Raw genomic sequence first — 19,358 nt, forward strand, 5'->3', positions numbered from 1 at the left:
GGTCGCCTCCCGCGGACTGATCCCGAAGAACTCCGCATCGAACAGATCCGCATCGTGCAGGAACCCACCGTGACGGGTGTAGGAGGTACCCCGGTGGTCCGGATCGTCGTGGAACAGGTTCTCCAGATCCCAACCCCGGTTCGTCGGGAACTCGCTGACCGCGTCGGTCCCACCGGCGACCAGGTCCCAGAGGTCGTCGGCGTCCCGGACCCCACCCGGGAACCGACACCCCACACCGACGATCGCGATCGGCTCTCGCCGGGCCTCCTCGGTGGCCCGTAGCCGCTGCCGGGTCTGGTGCAGCTCCGCGGTGACGCGCTTGAGGTACTCGCGCAGCTTCTCGTCCTCGGCCATCGGGGTTCTCCTTCGTCGATGTTTCGACTGCGCTTACTGCGGCTGCGGAACGAACGCGGCAGCCACCGCCGCCAGCGGACGGGCACTGGCGAGGTCGTACACCGACGGTCCGACCCAGCCGCTCTGCCGAAGCAGTTCGAGTACGCGGGGAATGTTCAGCACCCGGCCGCCGGCCTCGACATAGCTGCGCGCCAGATCCACCCCGGACAGGCCGTTGACGGCCCGCACGGACTCGTACAGCAGATGCTCGGTCTCGTGCATCGGCGCCCGGGCCGGCCCGTCCCGCCCGTCACCGGTGAGCGCGGCGTCCACCGCCGCCCAGGACCCGGCGTCGTCGGGGTCGGCCGGCGCCTGCCGGCACACCACGAACCGGTCGGGGCAACGGACCCGGTCCAGGTCGTACATCGCGGCGAGGACGTGTCCACGCAGCACCGCCGGGGTGACCGCCGGGTCGGTGGCGAACACGTACCCGGTCAGCTCACCGTCGGCGGCGAACGCCGCCGCCGACACGACCCCGGGCACCGCCGCCAGGCAACCGGCGACCGCCGACGGGGACACCGGCGTACGGTCCACCGTCACCGTGTCCGGCGGATGGGCCGGCGGGGTGTCGAAGCCGGCGAGGGCAGCCACGTCGGCCAGCCGCAACGGGGTCTCGTCGTCGGCCTGGGTGACGAGGAGACGTTCCAGCCCTCGCAGGAACCGGACGACGTCCTCGCGGTCCATCACCGACGCCCGCACGCTGAGCGTCGCGGTGAGACTGTCCTGCCACTCGTGCACCCGCAGGTACGAGTCGTTCTCCAGGTGCGCCCAGTTGACCGGCTCGGCGTTCCAGGTCAGCAACGTCCGTGTACCACCGCGCGACGTGGCGCCACGCTGGATGTAGTTGAACGCGTTCGCCACCCGCAGCGGCAGGCCACGCTCGGCACTGTGCCGGGCGACCAGCGTCACCGCCTCGTCGTACGACGAGTACGAGTGGGTCAGGGCCTGGCCGGCCCGGTCGGTGGTGCGCTGGACCAGTTCGTCGAAGGTGGGGCCGTCGTCGCACGGCACGTCGACGATGACCGGCTGGAACAGGCAGGTCAGCAGGTCGGCGTGCTGGCGGGAGTCACGGTTGCCGGCGTAGGTGGTGAAGAAGACGCGGTCGCTCGCGGTGTAGGCCGCCATCAACGCGGTGTAGGCGGCGGTGCACACCAGCGACGGCCAGGTCTGGTAGCGGGCCGCCAACCGCCTGGCGGCGGCGACCGCGGCCGGCGACGACAGGGAGGCGCTGTACGCGCCGGCCACGTCCCGCCGACGGCGGCCGAACAGGTCTGCGGGAATCCGTTCGAGCACGGCGGACCAGTGCTCCATGGCCTGCCTGTGGACCCGCCGGGCCGGTGCCGTCGCCTCGTACCGGGCCAGGTCCACCGGGTGCTGGCGCACCGGCGGCAGGTTGACCGGCCGGTGCGCCAACACCGCGGTGTGGAGTTCGTGGAACTCGCGCTTGATCGCCTCCAGGCTCCAGTCGTCGACCGCGACGTGGTTGCCGGTCACCACAAGCATCCGCGGCACCTGCCCGGACGTGATGACGCAGGCCCGGAACGGCCACTCCTCGTCGAGGCGGAACTGGGCGGCGATCTGTTCGTTTATGACGTCGGCCGGTCGGGCCGATCCCGGGCCGGCCTCCCGGAGGACCAGCGGCACCGACATCGGCGGGCTGACCCGCTGCACCGGCCCGTCCGTGCCCTCCCAGTGCAGCGTGGTCCGCAGCGCCTCGTGCCGGCGTACCAGCGCGTCCAGCGCCGTCCGCAGCGTGTCCACCGTGGAGCCGGCCGGCGGTTCGTAACTCAGTGAGATGTTCAGTTCGTGTTTGGCACCCAGGGGCAGATGGTGGTGGTTCAGCCAGACGTACTGCTGTCCCCAACACAACCTCGCGGAGCGTTCGCCGGCCACGCGGTCAGCCGTTCCCGTCCGCGGCGGCCAGTCGCCGCGCCAGCAGGCGTACCGTCGCATCCTCCAGCAGCGCGGTCACCGGCACGGCCAGTTGCAACTCCTTGCGGATCCGGGCGATCAGTTCGATCGCCACGATCGAGTCGCCACCGAGCCGGTAGAAGTCGTCGTCGACGCCCACCCGCTCCAGGCGCAGCACCTCGGCCCACACGTCGGCGAGGGTGGTCTCCAGGCCCTCGGCGGGAGCGACGTACGGGATACCGAGCGCCGGACGTGGGTCGCGCTGACCCCCGCCGGTGGCGTCGACGGTCTCCGCCGCCGACGGACGGATCACCCACTGGGCGAGCCGGTCCGTCAACGGCCCGGTCGATATAACCAGGTGGGTGACGTCGTCCGGCGCGGCGAGGGCCCGTTCGAATACGTCCACGCCCTCCGGCGGAGTCATCTCGAACACCGCTGTCGACCCGTGGGCGCCGCCGGTGCGCCAGGCATCCCAGTCGATGGTCAGCCAGTCTCCGCCGCCGGCGCCCCGGTTCGCCTGCGTGTAGGCGTCGAGTGCGGCGTTGGCGGCGGCGTAGGGCCCCAGGGAGATCCCGCCCAGCACGGTCGACAGGGAGGAGAGGGTGATCCGGCGGCGTACCGGCTGCCCGTCGAGCACCCGCTCCAGCACGTGGAAACCGTGCACCTTGGCGGCGTCGTGGGCGTCGCTGACCGAACGGTCGAGCAGGTGGGCCGGCCCGAAGTAGTCGGAGTGCTGCACGCCCGCGCCGTGGATCACCATGTCGATCCCACCGAATCGGTCCCGCGCCGCGCTCACCACGGCGGCCATGGCCTCGACGTCGGCGACGTCCGCCGACACGGCGAGTACCTCGGCGCCCCGCTTCTCCAGCTCCAGCGCCCGGGCGACGTACCGCGCCGCGCGGTCGGTCGCCGGGTCGGCCGTCTCCAGGTACGCCTGCCACTGGGCGCGGGGCGGGAGCGGCGACCGGGTGGTGAGTACCAGCCGGCAGCCGCGCCGCTCGGCGAGGTGTTGGGCGAGAATCAGTCCGACGCTGCCGAGACCGCCGGTGATGAGCACCGTCGACCCGGGGGCGACGGTCTCGTCGTCGGGTCCGGGAAGGGCCAGTGGCTGGGGCTCGTAGGCGCGCAGCCAACGCTGGCCGCCCCGCCACGCGACCGGTCCGGCGTGGACGGTGACGGCCTCGGCCAGCACCTGCCGGGCCGTGTGGGCGAGTCGGTCCCGGCGTCGTTGCGTCGCCACGTCCACGTCGACGTGGCGGCACCGCAGGTCCGGGTTCTCCTGGGCCAGCACGGGCGCCAGACCGACGAGGGTGGCGTGTTCCGGGTGCCGCAGGTCGTCACCGGACACGCCGACCGCGCCGTCGGTGAGCAGAACCAGTTCCACCGGCTGGCCACGCAGGTCGTCGAGGGCGGCGGCGAGGGCGAGCACGGACGCGGAGCCGTGGGCCCGCGCGTCGTCGAAGTGTCCGATCGGGTCGTCCGGCCCGCGCGCACCGTCGGGGGCGGCCAGGCTGAAGCCGTGTACGAGGGTCCGTGGTGCCATCAGCAGACCGCCGAGCACCTGGGCGAGGTCCTCCCGGTGGTCCGGGCGGACGGTGAAGTCGCCGGTCTCGGTGCGGGCGAAGCCGGTCCCCGGCCGCACGACCGTGACGTCCGCGCCGGTCTCCCGCAGGTGCCCGGCCAGGGCCTCCCCACCGGACTCGGCGGCGAACACCAGCCATGGTCCAGCCGCCCGCAACTGGTCGGCCAGGTCGGGCACGGCCACGCTCTGCCGGCGCCAGGACGGCAGGTACGTCCACTGGCCCGGGTCGCTGGCCTTGCCGCTGGCCGTGGCCGACCGGTTGGTGGCCGGGGACGCGTCGACCCAGTAGCGGGACCGCTGGAACGGATAGGTGGGCAGCGGCACCCGCAACGGCTGGTCGTCGTGCAGGGCCGCCCAGTCGACCACCGCGCCGGCCTGCCACAGTCGTGCCACGGAGGCGAGCAGCCACTGTGCCGCCCCCTGGTCACCGGCCGGGCCGAGTTCGACCTCGACCGGCGCGACACCCGCCGGTGCCGCGCTCAGCGTGCCGCCGACCGACGACCCGTTGACGCGGACCAGGCGTACCCGCAGCCGCAGCAGCGCGTCGACCAGCGCGCCCACCGCCATCTCGGCGACCGGGCGGTCGTCGTCCTCGACCGGGGGCCGGGCGGGGCCGGAGGAACCGAGCCGCCGCGCCGCCTCCCGCAGTTCCCGCCACCATGATTCGTGAGCGCCGGCCGGATCAGGGGTGGACAAGGCGATCGGGGCGTCGGTCAGGTCGGACTCACCGATGATCCACCGGCCCGGGTCGGCCAGCGCCAGCTCGGCGTCGTCGTAGTCGTCACACACCACCGCCCAGCGCATGCTGAACGTGGTCCGGGACTGCTGCAACGTGTACGCGACGTCGGCCAGGTCGGCCTCGCGTGACGTCTCCAGGTGCCGGCCGAGCTGCTCGACCGCCGCGTACAGCGCCGTCAGGCTCCGCGCGGAGTGCAGCAGCAGGTGGGGGCCGGGGCGGGCGGGACGCTGCTCCCGCGCCGGCGCCTCCTCCAGCACCACGTGCGCGTTCGTGCCGCCGAAGCCGAACGAGCTGACGCCGGCCCGACGCGGGTGGTCGCCGTCGGGCCAGGGCCGGGCCTCGGGCAGGACGACGAACCGGTCCCGTGCGGCGGCGAGGGTGGGATTGGGGTTCTGAAAGTTCGCGGTGCCGGGCAACACGCGGTTGCGCAGGGCGAGGCTGGTGCGGATCAGGCCGGTGACGCCGGAAGCCCGGTCCAGGTGCCCGATGCTCGGCTTGAGCGCGCCGAGGACGGTCGGCCGGGCGGGCGGACGCTGGAACACCCGGCTCAGGGCGGCCAGCTCGATCGAGTCGCCGAGCTGGGTGCCGGTGGCGTGACACTCCACGTACCCGATCGTCTCCGGTTTGACGTCGGCCACTCCGAGCGCGAGCTCGATCACCTCGGACTGGCCGTCGACCCCGGGCGCGGTGTAGCCGGCGCAGGCCCGCCCGTCGTTGTTGGTGGCCGAGCCGAGGATGACGGCGTGGATCGGGTCGCCGTCGGCGAGCGCTTCGGTCATCCGCTTGAGGGTCACGACGGCGACACCGTTGCCGAGGACGGTGCCGTTGGCGGCGGCGTCGAAGCTGCGCACCCGCCCGTCCGGGGTGGTGATGCCGCCCTCCTCGAACCGGTAGCCGGCCGGCTGCGGCAGGTCGATGTACGCGCCGCCGGCCAGGGCCAGGTCGCTCTCGAAGTTGATCAGACTCTGCACGGCCAGGTGGACCGCGACCAGGGAGGTGGAACAGAAGGTCTGGATGGTGACGCTCGGGCCGCGCAGGTCGAGCTTGTACGACACCATCGACGACAGCGAGTCGCGTTCGTTCCCGACGGCGAGCAGCAGTTGGCCGCCGGGCTCGTTCTCCAGCCGGTCGCGTACGTGCAACAGGTAGTCGGGGAAGCCGCAGCCGGCGAAGACCCCCACCTTGCCCGGCACGACGGCGGGCGCGTACCCGGCGGACTCCAGTGCCTCCCAGGAGCATTCGAGAAAGACCCGGTGCTGCGGGTCCATGCTCTCCGCCTCCCGGCGGCTGAAGCCGAACATGGAGGCGTCGAACTGGTCGATGGCGTCGAGCGGGGCCGCCCACCGGACGTAGCTGGGGTTGGCCAGGTCGGCCGGGCTGACCCCGGCCGCCGTCAGTTCCTCGTCGTCGACCAGGCGCAGGCCGGCGCGACCGTCGATGAGGTTGGTCCACAGCTCGTCGACCCCACCGGCGCCGGGAAACCGGCCCGACATGCCGATGATCGCGACGGCGGACTCGTAGTCGTTGTCGATCACGCCGATCTCCCGCCCTGCAGGCTCTCACGTCGTTTCTGGACCCGGGATCGTTGCTGTCGTGCCCGTTCGGCCGCAGGGCTGGCCGGCTCCGCGTCCGGATCGGAAGCGGGGGCGGTCGTGGGGACGGCGGTGACGGCCAGCGCGGCGACCGTGGGGGCCTGGTAGAGGATGTGCGCCGGGAGTTGCGCCAGGTTCAGCGCCCGTCGCACGGTGTCCACGATCCCCACGCCGATCAGCGACGTGCCGCCCAGTTCGAAGAAGTTGTCGTGCACGCCGACCTTCTCCAGACCGAGGGCTTCGGCCCAGATCTCGGCGATGGTCCGCTCGGCCGGCGTCTGCGGTGCCGCGTACTGGGTGGAGAGGTCCGGCCGTGGATGGCGATCGGTGCCCCGGACCTGCTGAGCCGCGTCCTGCATCTGGCTGAGGCTGTAGTCAGCGCTGCGCTCCACCAGCGCGGCGAAGTCCTGGGTGGAGACCACCACATGGGCAAGACCGCTGTTCAACGTCCGCAGCAGGGCGCGCCAGCCCTCGTCGTACGTGATGCCGAAGTGCGCGCGGTGGCGTTGCAGGAATTCGCGGACTCCCGGTTCGTAGCCGTTGAGCCCGGAGGCCCAACCGTTCCACAGCCATTCGCCCCAGCCGATCGACACCACCCGCGTTTCGGGCAGGGCGTCGCTCTGCGCGAAGGCGTCCAGGAATACGTTCGCCGCGCAGTAGTCGGTCTGTCCGAGGGCACCCGTCGCCGAGGCGACCGAGGAGAAGAGGACGACGAAGTCGACGGGTACCCCGTCGAGGGCCCGGGCCAGCGCGACCGTGCCGGCCACCTTCGGCGCCAGCACGCGGTCCATGTCGGCGTTGGTCTTGAACTGCATGAGGCCGACCCCGGGAAGGCCGGCGGCGTGCAGCACACCGTGCAGGGCGCCGAAGCGTTCCACCGCCGTGTCGACCGCACGCCGCATCTCGGCCGGATCGGCGATGTCCGCGGCGACGAGGGCGAACTGCGCCCCGCTGGCCTCCAGCCTCCGCAGCCCTTCGATCCGGCGTCGTACCTCGTCGTTGGCCTTCGGGTCGGCCAGGATGGCGTCCCAGTGGACGGCCGGCGGCACCGGTGTCCGGCCGACCAGGACCAGCCGGGCCTGGTGTTGCTCGGCGAGCCGTTCGGCCAGGGCGAGCCCGATGCCGCCGAGGCCACCGGTGATGAGGTAGGTGCCGCCGCGGCGGATGGGCGTCGTGGCGGGCTGGTCGCCGGCCGCCGCCTCGTCGTCGGTCCCGCCGGCCGCCTCGTCGGCGGTCTCCAGGACGTCGTACGTCGGAACCCAGCGGCGCCCGCGGCGAAGCGCCACGATCCGGTCGGTCGGTGCCACCCGCAACTCGCCGAGCACGTCCGTCATCGGGGTCACGGCATCCGGTGCGAGGTCGATCAGCCGGGCCTTGGCCAACGGGTATTCCACCGGGATCATCCGGCACGGCCCGACCACCGTCGCCCGCGCCGGGTGCAGCACCTCGTCGTCGATGCGCTGGGTGCCGGCGCTGACCACGTCCAGGGACCACCGGGCGAGCCCGCTCTCCTGCGCACCACGGGCGAGCGCCACCAGGGTGTGCAGACCGCGCTGAACGATCGCCGAGACCTCCGCCGGGTCCCCGGCCGGCGGCTGCGGCCCGGCCGTGTCGGGCAGCGTCCACAGGTGCAGCACCCGGTCCGGCAGGCCGGCCCCCTCGTGCAGCGAGGCGAACATCGCGAGCGTGTCGTCGGCGCTGCCGGGCCGGATGCGGTACCCGTCGGTGCCGTCCGCGAAGCTGTCACCCGGCCGGACCGTCGTGACCCGGTCGCCGCCGGCGGCCAGCGCGTCGACGAGCGGCGCGGCCAGGGAGTCGGCCATTCCCACGTCGGTGTAGACCAACCAGTGGGTGGCGGCGGTCGTCGGCTCGGCCGGACGCGGAGCGGTCTGCCGCCACACCGGGACGTGCAGCCACTGTTCCTCGGGAAGCCGGGGCAGGGAGTCGAGATCGGTTCCGGCGGTGGTGGGTGCCGCGGGGGCGGTTGCCTTGGCCTGTCCGGAGGGCCGCCCCTCGTCGAACCAGTAGCTCTGGCGCTGGAACGCGTAGGTGGGCAGGTGCACCCGCCCGGGTGTCCAGCCGGCGGGGGCGGCGCCGTGCTGGTAGGCGTCCCAGTCGATCCGTACGCCGGCCAGCCACAGCCGGGCCAACGCGTCGGCCAGCGTGGCGTCCGCCGGGACGGACTCGGCGGTGGCCGGAAGCGTCGAGATGATGAGTGGCCACCGCTCCACCCCGCAGTTCGGGTGGGTGCGCAGCATGGCACCGAGCGACTTGCCCGGGCCGATCTCCACGAAGGCGATGTCGGGTAGGTCGAGCGCGTTCGCGAGGCCGTCGGTGAAGCGCACCGTGCCGCACATGTGCCGGGCCCAGTAGCTCGGGTCGGTCACCAGTTCGGCCTCGGCGAGGCGGCCGGTGACGTTGGAGACGTACGGGATGGTGGGTGCGCGCAACGTGATGTTCCGGGCGATCCAGTCGGTCAGCTCGGCGGCAACCGGCTCCAGCGCCCGCGAGTGGAAGGCGTGGGTGGTCTGCAGGCTCCGGCAGGCCACCCCGGCGTCGCGGAGCAGGGCGGTGACCTCGGCGACGGCGTCGACGGGGCCGGCGACCACGATCTGCGGACCGTTGAGCGCGGCCACGTCGAGCCCACGCTCGACCAGGTCGGGCACCCGCCTGCGCAGGTCGTCCTGGCTCAGCGCGACGGCGACCATCGCGCCGGCCGGGAGCGTGGCGATCAACTCGGCCCGGTGGGCCACCAGCCGCAGCGCGTCCGACAGCGACAGGACGCCGGCCAGGCAGGCCGCGACGTACTCGCCGACGCTGTAACCGACGAGCACGCTTGGGGTGACGCCCCAGTCCATCAGCGTCCGGGCCAGGGCGTACTCGGCGACGAACACCGCCGGCTGGGCGATCTCGGTCCGGTCCATGGGGTCGGTGCCCGGCCCGTCGGCCGCGCGACCCATCAGCCGGGCGAGGTCCGGGACCTCCGACGCCGCCTCGCGGGAAGCGGTCAACGGAGTGACCACGTCGACCGTGGAGTGCCCGGCCAGCAGCCGCTGGCACTCGTCGACGTGCGCCCGGAACACCGGTTCGTGGGTGTACAGGTCGGCGACCATGCCCGGATGGTGTTCACCGACTCCCGCGAGCAGGAAACCGACGCCCCGCCCGTGCGTGGCGTCCGCTCGGGACAGCAGCCGGTGGGCCGATCCGGTGCCGTCGAGGGTCCCGGCGGCGGCACCGGCGGAGTCGGCCACGGCCGCCCGCCGGTGGTCGAAGACCTCCCGGCCGACCTGGAGGGTGAACGCCGCGTCGGCGAAGCTGAGGTCGGGGTGGTCCCTCAGATGCCGCGCCAACTGCCCGCACGACTCCCGGGCCGCCTTCTCGGTCCGGGCCGACACGGGCAGGATCTGCCAGCGGCGGGTGGTGGCCGGGCGCCCGACAGGCGTGGGTGGTTCCTCGATCACGGCGTGGACGTTCGTGCCGCCGACGCCGAGGGAGTTGAGGCCGGCGAGCCGGGGCCGGTCGGCCGTCCGGGGCCAGGGCAGGTTCTCGGCGCTCACGTAGAAGGGGCTGTTGGCGAAGTCGATCTCGGGGTTGGGGCCGGTGTAGTGCAGGGTGGCGGGCAGTTGCTCGTGCCGCATCGACTGGAGGATCTTGATGAGGCCGGTGACTCCGGCCGCCCGGTCCAGGTGACCGACGTTGGTCTTCACCGACCCGATCGCGCAGTACTGCCGATCCGACTCCGGGCCGTAGGCGCGGGTCAACGCCGCCACCTCGATCGGGTCACCCAGTTCGGTGGCCGTGCCGTGGGCCTCGACGTACGAGATGTTCCGCGGGTCGACCTCGGCGTCGACGAGCGCGTCGGACACCGCTCGCGACTGGCCGACGACACTCGGCGCGGTGTAGCTGAACTTCTGGGCACCGTCGTTGTTCATGGCCGAGCCACGGATGACACCGAGGATGGTGTCCCGGTCCTCGATGGCCTGGTTCAGGGGCTTCAGCAGCACGATCGCGGCACCGTCCCCGAACACGCCGCCCTGCGAGTTGGCGTCGAACGTGCGCACGTAGGCGTCGGGCGACTCCTGACCGCCCTCCTGGTAGAGGTAGCCGATCCGGTCGGGCACCCGGATGCAGACGCCGCCGGCCAGCGCCATGTCGCATTCGCCGCGGCGCAGGCTCTGGACCGCGAGGTGGAGCGCCGACAACGACGTCGAGCAGAAGGTCTGTACGGCGATGCTGGGCCCGGTCAGGTTCAGCTTGTAGGACACCATGGTCGCCAGGGCGTCCTTGTCGTTGCCGATGATCAGCTCGAACGGCGTGATCTCCATGGCGCTGGGGTGCATCGCGAAGCGGTCGAGGGAGTACGTGCTCAGGTTCGCGCCGCCGAACACGCCGACCCGGCCACGCCGTCCCGGGGCGGCGTACCCCGCCATCTCCAGGGTTTCCCACGCGCATTCCAGGAAGATCCGCTGCTGCGGGTCGGCGATCTTCGCCTCCCGCGGGTTGTAGCCGAAGAACTCGGCGTCGAAGCCCTTGATGTCGCCCAGGACCGGCCGCGCCGCCACGTAGTGGGGGTCCTTGACCAGCGCCGGGTCGACGCCCGCCGCCAGCAGCTCGTCCTCGGTGAACGTCGTCAGTGACTGGACGCCGCCGCTGATGTTGCGCCAGAACTCGGTGACGTCGGCCGCTCCGGGAAACCGGCCGGCCATGCCGATGACGGCGATCCGCCGGTCCGGCTGCACCGTTTGCGGCGTCCGGACGGTGGCCGGTGCCGACGCGGATGAGGCGACAGCCTCGCTCGTCGCCCCCATGGGCGACATGTCGTCATCGGTGGGAGGGTCGACGGTCAGTGGCCCGCCGTGGTCGAAGCCGTTGGTGTGGCCCTGGTCCGACAGCGGGTCGTCCATCGGCAGCGGGAGACCGGTGTCGTCCGCCGGGGTGTGGGAGGCGTTCGTGTCCAACCCGGACAGCACCGACCACAGCGTCCCCACCGTCGAGAACGTCTCGGCCGTCAACTCCTCGTCCGGAACGGTGACGCCCAGCGTGTCCTCGATCTCCACCAGCAGCGCGACCGTGTTGAGCGAGTCGAGACCCAGGTCCGCGAGGCCGTCGGAGTGCTGCAGTGGGGTGGGGCCCGAGAAGGGAAGGTACGCCCTCAGAACCTCGGTGTACTTGTGGAATGACTGCTCGTTTCCCAACATGGCACCTCGAAGTCGTGAGAGTCGCGCACCGAATGTGACGCGTCGCAGCGCGTCAATGCGGCCCAGTTGGCCGCGACGGAATAGCCGAGGAAAAACGGATCGCAGTCAATCCCAATGTGGCGGACCGAGGGGTGTCAAGCGTCCGCCGCCGGCCCGACCCCGGATGACGCTGGCAGGTTGCGGACGGCAACATGCTGCCAGCACCGGCACATGGACCACCGGCGATGGTGCTGTCAGGATGGCGGCAGGCTGGCCGTGAAGTGCCGTAGGCCCGTATGCCGAACCGTGCCGCGCTGCCGGAACCTCCCTCGGAGTCCGGCCGCCGAAGCCCGCACGGAATTCTGCCGTGAGTGGGCGCAATCGTAATTCGGTCGAGGTCTCGAACAGAGTCGAGGACAAGGAATGGCTGGCGGTACCGTGACGGTTTCCGAGGTCGGCTACCGCGGTGAACTCGTACACCATTTGCTCGACGACGCGGCCGGGCATTTTCCGGACCGGCCGGCGGTGCGGGACGACGAGGGGGTCTGGACCTGGGCCGAGTTGGACGCCACCAGTCGTCGGGTGGCGGCCTGGCTGCGCGACCGGGGCATCGGCCGGGGGGACCGGGTGTTGGCGCGGACCCGCCGGCAGCGGGACCTTGTCGCGCTGATGTTCGCCACGTTCCGGGTCGGTGCGGCGTTCGCTCCGATCAGTGGCCAGATGAAGCCCTTCCACCTGGCCGCCGTCGTCACGGACGCCGAGCCGGCGCTGGTCGTGCTCGACGACGACGAGCGGGGACTGCCGGGGCTGCCCGCGGCGGTGGCCCTGACCGATGTGGTGGCCGGCGCGGCGGGACACGAGCCCGACGAGGCGGCGACGGAGATGATCGGACAGGACATCGCACTGCTGCTGTACACGTCCGGGACGACCGCGACGCCCAAGGCCGTCGTCTGCCCGCACCGCGCGGTGACCTTCGCCGCCGCCGCGATTGCCGACGTGCTCCGCTACCGGTCCGACGACGTCGTCTTCTGCCGCCTTCCCCTCTCCTTCGACTACGGGCTGTACCAGGTCTTCCTCGGTGCGCTGGCCGGTGCCGAGGTGGTCCTCGCGGCGAACGCCCCGAACGCCGGGCTGCTCGCGAGCGTGCGCTCGGCCGGTGCCACGGTGGTTCCCCTGGTGCCGTCGCTGGCCACCATGCTGACCACCCTGGCCGCCCGGGACCCGCGTCCGACGGCGGTACGACTGTTCACCAACACGGGCGCCGCGATGCCCACCGCCATGTCCCGACTGCTGCTGGATCGCTTCCCCGGCGCGGCGGTCGCCCTGATGTACGGCATCACCGAGTGCAAGCGCGTCACGGTACGGGCACCCGACGCAGACCTGCTCCGGCCGGACTCGGTGGGACCGGCGCTGCCGGGCACCGAGGTCCTGGTGCTCGACGAGGCGGAACGTCCGGTGCCACCGCAGACCGTGGGCGAGATCGTGGTGCGTGGCGGCCACCTGATGGCCGGATACTGGCGGGCACCGGAGCTGACCGCCCGGACGTTCCGACGGTCGCCCGACACGGGCGAGATCCGGCTGCACACCGGCGACTACGGCTATCTCGGCCCGGACGGCGACCTGGTCTTCGTGGGGCGCCGTGACGAGATCTTCAAGCGGAACGGCGTACGCACGAGCGGGGTGGAGATCGAGGCGGCCGCCCTCGACATCGCCGGCGTCACCGGCGCGGCCCTGCTGCCGCCGGTGGACGGCCGGGACATCGTCCTGTTCGTCGTGACCGATCTGGCCCCCGGCCAGGTGCTCCGCGAACTCGCCACCCGCCTGGAGACGGCGAAGGTGCCCAGCGACTGTCGGGTGGTGCCGGCCATCCCCCTGACCGCCAACGGCAAGCCCGATCGCGCCGCGCTCGCGGCAGGGCTGCGACCGTGACGGTGGGTGGCCGGAGGGTGCCGGTGGAGCCGGAACCCTCCGGCACCCGGTGCGGAGTTCGGTGGGGGCAGCGTCGTGGTGCGGACGCCGCCCGCGGTCGCCGGTCAGTCGTCCGGGATCATGCCCGCCTTGGCCGCCAGTATCCCGGCCTGGAACCGGCTCACCGAGTTGAGATGCTTGAGCAGGGCCGCGATGTGCCGACGGCAGGACCGCGGCGAGATACCCAGCCGACGTGCCACCACCTCGTCGGTCAGTCCTTCGGCGAGCAGCCGCGCGATGGTGATCTGCATTTCCCCGGCCGCGTCCTGATAGCCGGCCTCCTCCGGCCGGTAGGGCAGGGCCGCGCGCCACATGCTCTCGAAGACGTCGCACAGCACCCGGGCCAGCGGGCTGTTCGTGATCTCCAGCGCTCCTGCGGGGTCCGGCACGAACGCGATCTCGTTGTCGAACACCACGAAGGGGCGGGGGGCCTGACCGGTGGTCCGTACCTCGGCGCCGGCCGCGGTGATCTTCCGGATGTACGCCCGGGTCGCCAGGTCCGCCCGGGCGGCGTGTTGGTACAGCACGCGCAGCCGGACCCCGCGCCGCAGCACCGAGATGTCCCGGGCCAGCTCGGCGTCGAGACTGTCGTCCCACTTGGTCCGCCGGGGCCGCACCGACGACGCCTCCTCGCGGCATCGATCTACGGCCACGTGCAGCGAACCCAGCATCTCGTTGGTGTCCTTCAGCGTCCGTACCGTCGAACGGGGTTCGGCGTGCCGGCGCTGCCGCTCCTCGAAGTGCGGACGCAGCGGTTCCATTTGGGCCCGGATGCTGGTGATGAGGGTCTGCCGGTGGTGGATCTCCGCCTCCAGCGGCGAGATGAGCGAGGCGGCCGCGATGTCCGGGTCCAGCGGGGCGAACCAGTCGGGCTTGCCGGCGACCGGTCGGAGCAGTCGCATCTCGACCAGCTGGTCGACGACCGCGCGCAGCTCCTCCTGGCTCCGGCCGAGGGCGGGCAGCAGGTCCGCGCACTTGATCTGGCCGCCGTGCACCGCGTACGCGTACACGGCGGCGGCGGTGTCGTCGAGTTGGAGGTTCCTCAGGTGTGGTTGTATTTCCGCCCACCGTCCCCTAGGCATCGATCCGGTGGGGACGGACGGGTCGACGCTGGTGCCGACGGTCTGCGATGTGGAACCTGTCAACGTTCTCAACTCCTCGATCGGGTCGCGCCGAGGCGATGGGTCGCGTGCCGCGGGAGAGGGTCCGCCGCGGACGCGTGTTGATCCACTGGGCAGGCACGTCCTGCACCCGTGGGGTTTTCGCCTGGATGGAGGTGTTATGGATCCCGATTGGCCAGGACATATGTGCGACCACTGGTCGACCGACCGAGTAGTTGATGTCCGAGCCCCCCGTGCAAAACATGCGATTGATCATGACTGTCGTGGGCACGCTCCCACGGCGGCGGGCGTAGTCTTTCCCGGCCTCGGTCGCCCAAGCAATTGGCTTACCGGCCATGGCGGCTCAGCCAGTTGCGGGAGCCGAGTTTGATCGTCAATAGTGAGCTCCCGGCTTGCAGGGCGGTCGCCGACCGCCGTCGGCCCGACCAGACCGCCGCCGGTCCGGATCAAGGCCTCCGGATACGCCGGCCAGATTCCTTCCCGGTCGGGCGCCACACCGTCGCTGACGCCCCGGCGCAGTTTCCGTTCTCCAACCGATCCTCAGCCGCTTCTAGGGGGAACCAGTCGTGACCGTGGTGGGAGTGGTGGGCGCCGGGGTGATGGGCGTGGGCGTGGCCCAGAACTTCGCCCAGACCGGGCACCAGGTGGTGCTTGTCGATCTGGACAAGGCGACCCTCGAACAGGCACTGACGCAGATCGAACGCAACGGACGGCTGAGCCGACTGGTCGGCGGACCGGCGGTCGACGTCGACGCGATGATGGCCGCCATCACCGTGGACGTCGAGTTGGCGGCGCTGGGCGACGCCGAGGTGGTGGTCGAGAACATCACCGAGAACTGGGACCTCAAGCGCCAGCTGTACGGGTCGCTCGACCAGGTGTGCTCGCCCGAGACGATCTTCATCGTCAACACGTCCGCGCTCCCGATCACCAAGGTCGCGTCGGTCACCCGTCGGCCGGACCGGGTGATCGGGGTGCACTTCATGAACCCGGTGCCGATGAAGTCGGCGGTGGAACTCATCCCGGGGCACCACACGTCACCGGAGACGGTCCGCCGCACCCGCGACATACTCGGCGCGATCGGCAAGAAGGCGATCGAGGTGAAGGACTCCGCCGGCTTCGTCTCCAACCGGGTCCTCATGCTCACCGTCAACGAGGCGGCCTATCTGGTGCACGAGGGTGTCGCCGACGCGTCGACCGTCGACGAGGTCTTCCGGGAGTGCTTCGGCCACCCGATGGGACCGCTGGAGACGGCCGACCTCATCGGCGTCGACACCATCCTCTACAGCGTAGAGGTGCTGTACGACAGCTATGCCGACAGCAAGTACCGCCCCTGCCCGCTGCTGAAGCACATGACCGACGCCGGGCTGCACGGGCGTAAGGCGGGCAAGGGCTTCTACACCTACGACGAGTACGGACGGGTGCTCCCGACCAGATAAGGCGGCCGCCAATGTCAACCGAACTCACGCTCACCGAAGTCCGGACACAGATCCGCGAGTTCATCGCCAGCCGGTACCCGCAGCAGGAGATCGCCGACGCCGACGACATCTTCGCGCTCGGCTACGTCAACTCGCTGTTCGCCATGGAACTGGTGGTGTTCCTCGAGAAGGCCTTCCGGACCACGATCCCGAACGGGGAGCTGCGGATCGACAACTTCCGCTCCGTGGACCAGATGGTCGCCCTGTTCGAGCGACTGCGGGCGGCCCCAGCCGCGACCACCCCGGTCGCCGTAGCCGGGTGACACGGATGCCCGTCACCGAGGCGGCGCCGCCCGCCGACCTCTCGGCCCCGGTGGACCGCGCCTCGGCGGGCCGGTTCGTGGATCGGGAGGTCGTACCCCGCGTCGCCGACTACGAACGGGTGGGGCGGATCCCGGAGGATCTCCTCGCGTCCGTGTCCGCGGCGGGTCTGTGGGCCCCCTTCCTGCCGGTCGACACCGGCGGGCAGGGCTGCGACATGCTGACCCTCGGCGCGATCCACGAGGAGGTCGGACGGGGCTGCTCGTCGCTGCGCAGCCTGCTCACCGTCCACACGATGGTCGCCTGGGCGGTGCAGCGTTGGGGGGACGACGGGCAGCGGGCGCGGTGGCTGACCCGGCTCGCCTCCGGTGCGGTCCTCGGCGCGTTCTGCCTCACCGAACCCGACGTGGGCAGCGACGCCACCCACATCTCGACGAGCGCGGTACGCCGGGGCGAGGACTGGGTCCTCACCGGCGTCAAGAAGTGGATCACGAATGGGCAGCGGGCCGACCTGTTCCTCGTCTTCGCCCGCACGGACCGCGGTATCGCAGCCTTCCTGGTGCCTCGGGACGCCCCCGGCGTCGAGGTGGTGCCGATCCACGGAATGCTCGGCACCCGGAGCAGCATGCTCGCCGAGATCCGTCTGCGCGACGCCGTCGCCGGGCCCGACGCGTTGCTCGGTCCGGACGGATTCGCCGCCGGCATGGTGATGACCGGCGTGCTCGACCTCGGCCGGTACAGCGTGGCCGCCGGCTGCGTCGGCATCGTCCAGGCATGCCTCGACGCCTGCGCCGAGCACGCCACCACCCGCCATGTCCAGGGCGGCCCACTGCGGGACCTCCAACTGATCCGGGCCCGGCTGACCGACATGGTGACCGATCTGCACGCCGCGCGGGCGCTCTGCGAACGCGCCGGCGGGTTGAAGGACGCCGGCGCCCCGGACAGCCTCATGGCGACGTTCATCGCGAAGTACTTCGCATCCCAGGCGGCTGCCCGGCACGCCAGCGCGGCGGTGCAGATCCACGGCGCCGCAGGCTGCGCCGAGGACGCCCCGACCGCCCGTCTGTATCGCGACGCGAAGGTCATGGAGATCATCGAGGGCAGCTCGGAGATCCAGCAGATCACGATTGCCGACGAGGCGTTCCGGAGGGTTGTGAGATGACGACGGAGGCCACCGTACGCGCCCCCGAGGCGCCGGACGGCCGGCGACGCGGCCGGGTCAAGTGCGTGGTCTGGGACCTCGACCACACCCTGTGGAACGGGGTCCTGCTGGAAGGGGATCCCTGCGACGTACGGCCCGAGGTGGTGGAGGTGATCCGCCACCTCGACTCGATCGGCATCCTGCACTCGATCGCCAGCAAGAACGATCCGGCGGTTGCCCACCAACGACTCGCGGAGCTGGGCCTCACGGACCTGTTCCTCCATCCGCAGATCGGGTGGCACCCCAAGTCGGAGTCGATCCAGCGGATCGCGACGTCGCTCAACATCGGCCTGGACGCCGTCGCGTTCGTCGACGACCAACCCTTCGAGCTGGCCGAGGTGGCCTACGCACTGCCGCAGGTGCTCCGCGTCGACGTCGCCGACCTCGCGGACGCGGTGCGGCAGCCCGAGTTCCAGCCCCGGTTCATCACCGACGAGTCGCGCACCCGGCGGGAGATGTACCGGACGCAGATCGTCCGGGAGGACGCCGAGCGGGAGTTCACCGGCACCAACGAGGACTTCCTGCGCAGCCTGGACATGGTGTTCACGATTGCCCGGGCCGAGCGGGAACACCTCCAACGCGCCGAGGAACTGACGATCCGCACCAACCAGCTCAACTCGACCGGCCGCACCTACTCGTACGACGAACTCGACGCGATCCGCGTCCGTGACGACCACCTGCTGCTCGTCGCCTCGTTGACCGACGCCTTCGGCAGCTACGGCACCATCGGGCTCGCGCTGGTGGAGAAGGGCGAGACGCACTGGAGCCTGAGGTTGCTGCTGATGTCGTGCCGGGTGGTGTCCCGTGGCGTGGGCATGGTCCTGCTCAACCACGTCACCCAGCTGGCCCGCGACGCGGGCGCCACCCTGCGCGCCGACCTGGTGGAGACGGGTCGCAACCGGATGATGCAGGTGACGTACGCCTTCGCCGGCTTCCAGGAGATCGCCCGCGAGGGTGACCGACTGGTGCTCGAACGCGCTCCCGACCTGCCGTTGCCGCCCGCCTCCTACGTCCGCCTCATCACCGAGCCCACCGAGGTCACCGAGCCCTCCGAGGTCACCGAGCCCTCCGAGGTCACCGAGCCCTCCGAGGTCACCGAGCCCACCGAGCCCTCCGAATCCTCCGAACCCTCCGGGACGGGGGCACCGTGACCGACCGGACTCCCTGGCTCCCGTTCGGAGCCGGGCTTCGGCCCGCCGGCGCCGTTCGCCTGCTCTGCCTGCCCCACGCCGGCGCCGGCGCGTCGGTCTACCGCGCGTGGTCACAGGGGCTGCCCCCGACTGTGGTACCGGTCGCGGTCCAGCCTCCCGGGCGGGAGAGCCGGTGCTGGGACGAGCCGTACCGCGACGCCGCGGCGTTGACCACCGACTTGGTCGACGCACTCGGGTCGGTGCTCGACGAGCCGTACGCGGTGTTCGGGCACAGCATGGGCGCGTTGCTCGCCTTCGAGCTGGTACGCGAGATCCGGCGGCGTGGCCGCGCCGCCCCGGTGCACCTGTTCGTCGCCGGTCGGCACGCCCCGCAGTTGCCGACCGGGACGGCGCCGATGTTCGACGCCAGTGACGACGAACTGGTGGCGCAGATGCGCAAGCTGGGTGGCACCCCGGAGGCGGTCCTTTCCGACCCCGATCTGCTGGCCACCATCCTGCCGCTGCTGCGGGCCGACCTGGAGGTCAACGAAACCTACCGGTACGTTCCCGAGTCGCCCCTTCAGGTGCCGGTGACGGCGTTCGCCGCCACCGCGGACCCACGCGTCGACCGGGACCGGATGGCGGCCTGGGAGGCACAGACCGCCCGTTCGTTCACCCTGCACGTCCTGCCGGGTGACCACTTCGCCGTACTGCGGCACGCGACGTTCGTCCACTCCCGCGTCGCCAGCGGGCTGGCCGACGCGCTGGTTCCCGAGGCCACCTGAGGGGCACGGGAGAGAGGCGGGAG

At 71.5% G+C, this 19,358-nt stretch carries 11 protein-coding genes; 6 read left to right on the forward strand and 5 right to left on the reverse strand.

Going from position 1 to position 19,358, the window contains the following annotated elements:
- From ACLQ2X_RS27200 to ACLQ2X_RS27215, 4 genes are all read right to left on the reverse strand, one after another.
- Window positions 1-354, reverse strand: a 354-nt coding sequence (locus ACLQ2X_RS27200; RefSeq protein ID WP_425683933.1) for a beta-ketoacyl synthase N-terminal-like domain-containing protein, incomplete at its 3' end; no start/stop codon positions are given.
- A gap of 33 nt (window positions 355-387) precedes the next feature.
- Window positions 388-2,262 (reverse strand): condensation domain-containing protein, encoded by a 1,875-nt coding sequence (locus tag ACLQ2X_RS27205; RefSeq protein WP_425683934.1) that lies wholly within the window; start codon window positions 2,260-2,262, stop codon window positions 388-390.
- Between the two features lie 28 nt (window positions 2,263-2,290).
- Complete coding sequence (locus ACLQ2X_RS27210) at window positions 2,291-6,160, reverse strand: SDR family NAD(P)-dependent oxidoreductase (RefSeq protein ID WP_425683935.1); 3,870 nt, start codon at window positions 6,158-6,160, stop codon at window positions 2,291-2,293.
- The gene (locus ACLQ2X_RS27215) at window positions 6,157-11,412 is read right to left on the reverse strand and encodes an SDR family NAD(P)-dependent oxidoreductase (RefSeq protein WP_425683936.1); all 5,256 of its coding nucleotides are present in this window, start codon (window positions 11,410-11,412) and stop codon (window positions 6,157-6,159) included. Before ACLQ2X_RS27215 ends, ACLQ2X_RS27210 begins: the two co-directional genes overlap by 4 nt.
- A gap of 405 nt (window positions 11,413-11,817) precedes the next feature.
- Here ACLQ2X_RS27215 and ACLQ2X_RS27220 point away from each other — a divergent pair, with 405 nt between their 5' ends.
- Window positions 11,818-13,323 carry a class I adenylate-forming enzyme family protein gene (locus ACLQ2X_RS27220; RefSeq protein WP_425683937.1) on the forward strand — a complete coding sequence of 502 codons (1,506 nt, stop codon included), beginning with the start codon at window positions 11,818-11,820 and terminating at the stop codon, window positions 13,321-13,323.
- 104 nt (window positions 13,324-13,427) lie between these two features.
- Here ACLQ2X_RS27220 and ACLQ2X_RS27225 read toward each other — a convergent pair whose 3' ends face one another.
- Window positions 13,428-14,507 carry a LuxR C-terminal-related transcriptional regulator gene (locus ACLQ2X_RS27225; RefSeq protein ID WP_425683938.1) on the reverse strand — a complete coding sequence of 360 codons (1,080 nt, stop codon included), beginning with the start codon at window positions 14,505-14,507 and terminating at the stop codon, window positions 13,428-13,430.
- Window positions 14,508-15,049: 542 nt separating this feature from the next.
- On the opposite strand from ACLQ2X_RS27225, the gene ACLQ2X_RS27230 reads away from it, so the two are divergent.
- The 5 genes from ACLQ2X_RS27230 to ACLQ2X_RS27250 are packed head-to-tail and all read left to right on the forward strand — an operon-like array spanning window position 15,050 to window position 19,335.
- Window positions 15,050-15,919, forward strand: a complete 870-nt coding sequence (locus tag ACLQ2X_RS27230) for a 3-hydroxyacyl-CoA dehydrogenase family protein (protein WP_425683939.1) — start codon at window positions 15,050-15,052, stop codon at window positions 15,917-15,919.
- Between the two features lie 11 nt (window positions 15,920-15,930).
- Window positions 15,931-16,221, forward strand: a complete 291-nt coding sequence (locus ACLQ2X_RS27235) for an acyl carrier protein (RefSeq protein ID WP_425683940.1) — start codon at window positions 15,931-15,933, stop codon at window positions 16,219-16,221.
- A 5-nt stretch (window positions 16,222-16,226) separates the two neighbouring features.
- Window positions 16,227-17,381, forward strand: coding sequence for an acyl-CoA dehydrogenase family protein (locus tag ACLQ2X_RS27240; RefSeq protein ID WP_425683941.1), 1,155 nt, complete (start codon window positions 16,227-16,229; stop codon window positions 17,379-17,381).
- Complete coding sequence (locus ACLQ2X_RS27245; RefSeq protein ID WP_425683942.1) at window positions 17,378-18,571, forward strand: HAD-IIIC family phosphatase; 1,194 nt, start codon at window positions 17,378-17,380, stop codon at window positions 18,569-18,571. The genes ACLQ2X_RS27240 and ACLQ2X_RS27245 overlap by 4 nt, the downstream gene beginning before the upstream one ends.
- Window positions 18,568-19,335 carry a thioesterase II family protein gene (locus ACLQ2X_RS27250; protein ID WP_425683943.1) on the forward strand — a complete coding sequence of 256 codons (768 nt, stop codon included), beginning with the start codon at window positions 18,568-18,570 and terminating at the stop codon, window positions 19,333-19,335. Before ACLQ2X_RS27245 ends, ACLQ2X_RS27250 begins: the two co-directional genes overlap by 4 nt.
- The last annotated feature ends 23 nt before the right edge of the window (window positions 19,336-19,358 follow it).

Origin of the sequence: Micromonospora sp. DT31, assembly GCF_049841795.1 — a bacterium.
In the GTDB taxonomy this organism is placed as follows: domain Bacteria; phylum Actinomycetota; class Actinomycetes; order Mycobacteriales; family Micromonosporaceae; genus Micromonospora.

Coding starts and splice junctions, on each gene's coding strand:
- ACLQ2X_RS27240 (WP_425683941.1), top strand. CDS start 16,227: ATGCCCGTCACCGAGGCGGCGCCGCCCGCCGACCTCTCGGCCCCGGTG.
- ACLQ2X_RS27245 (WP_425683942.1), top strand. CDS start 17,378: ATGACGACGGAGGCCACCGTACGCGCCCCCGAGGCGCCGGACGGCCGG.
- ACLQ2X_RS27235 (WP_425683940.1), top strand. CDS start 15,931: ATGTCAACCGAACTCACGCTCACCGAAGTCCGGACACAGATCCGCGAG.
- ACLQ2X_RS27220 (WP_425683937.1), top strand. CDS start 11,818: ATGGCTGGCGGTACCGTGACGGTTTCCGAGGTCGGCTACCGCGGTGAA.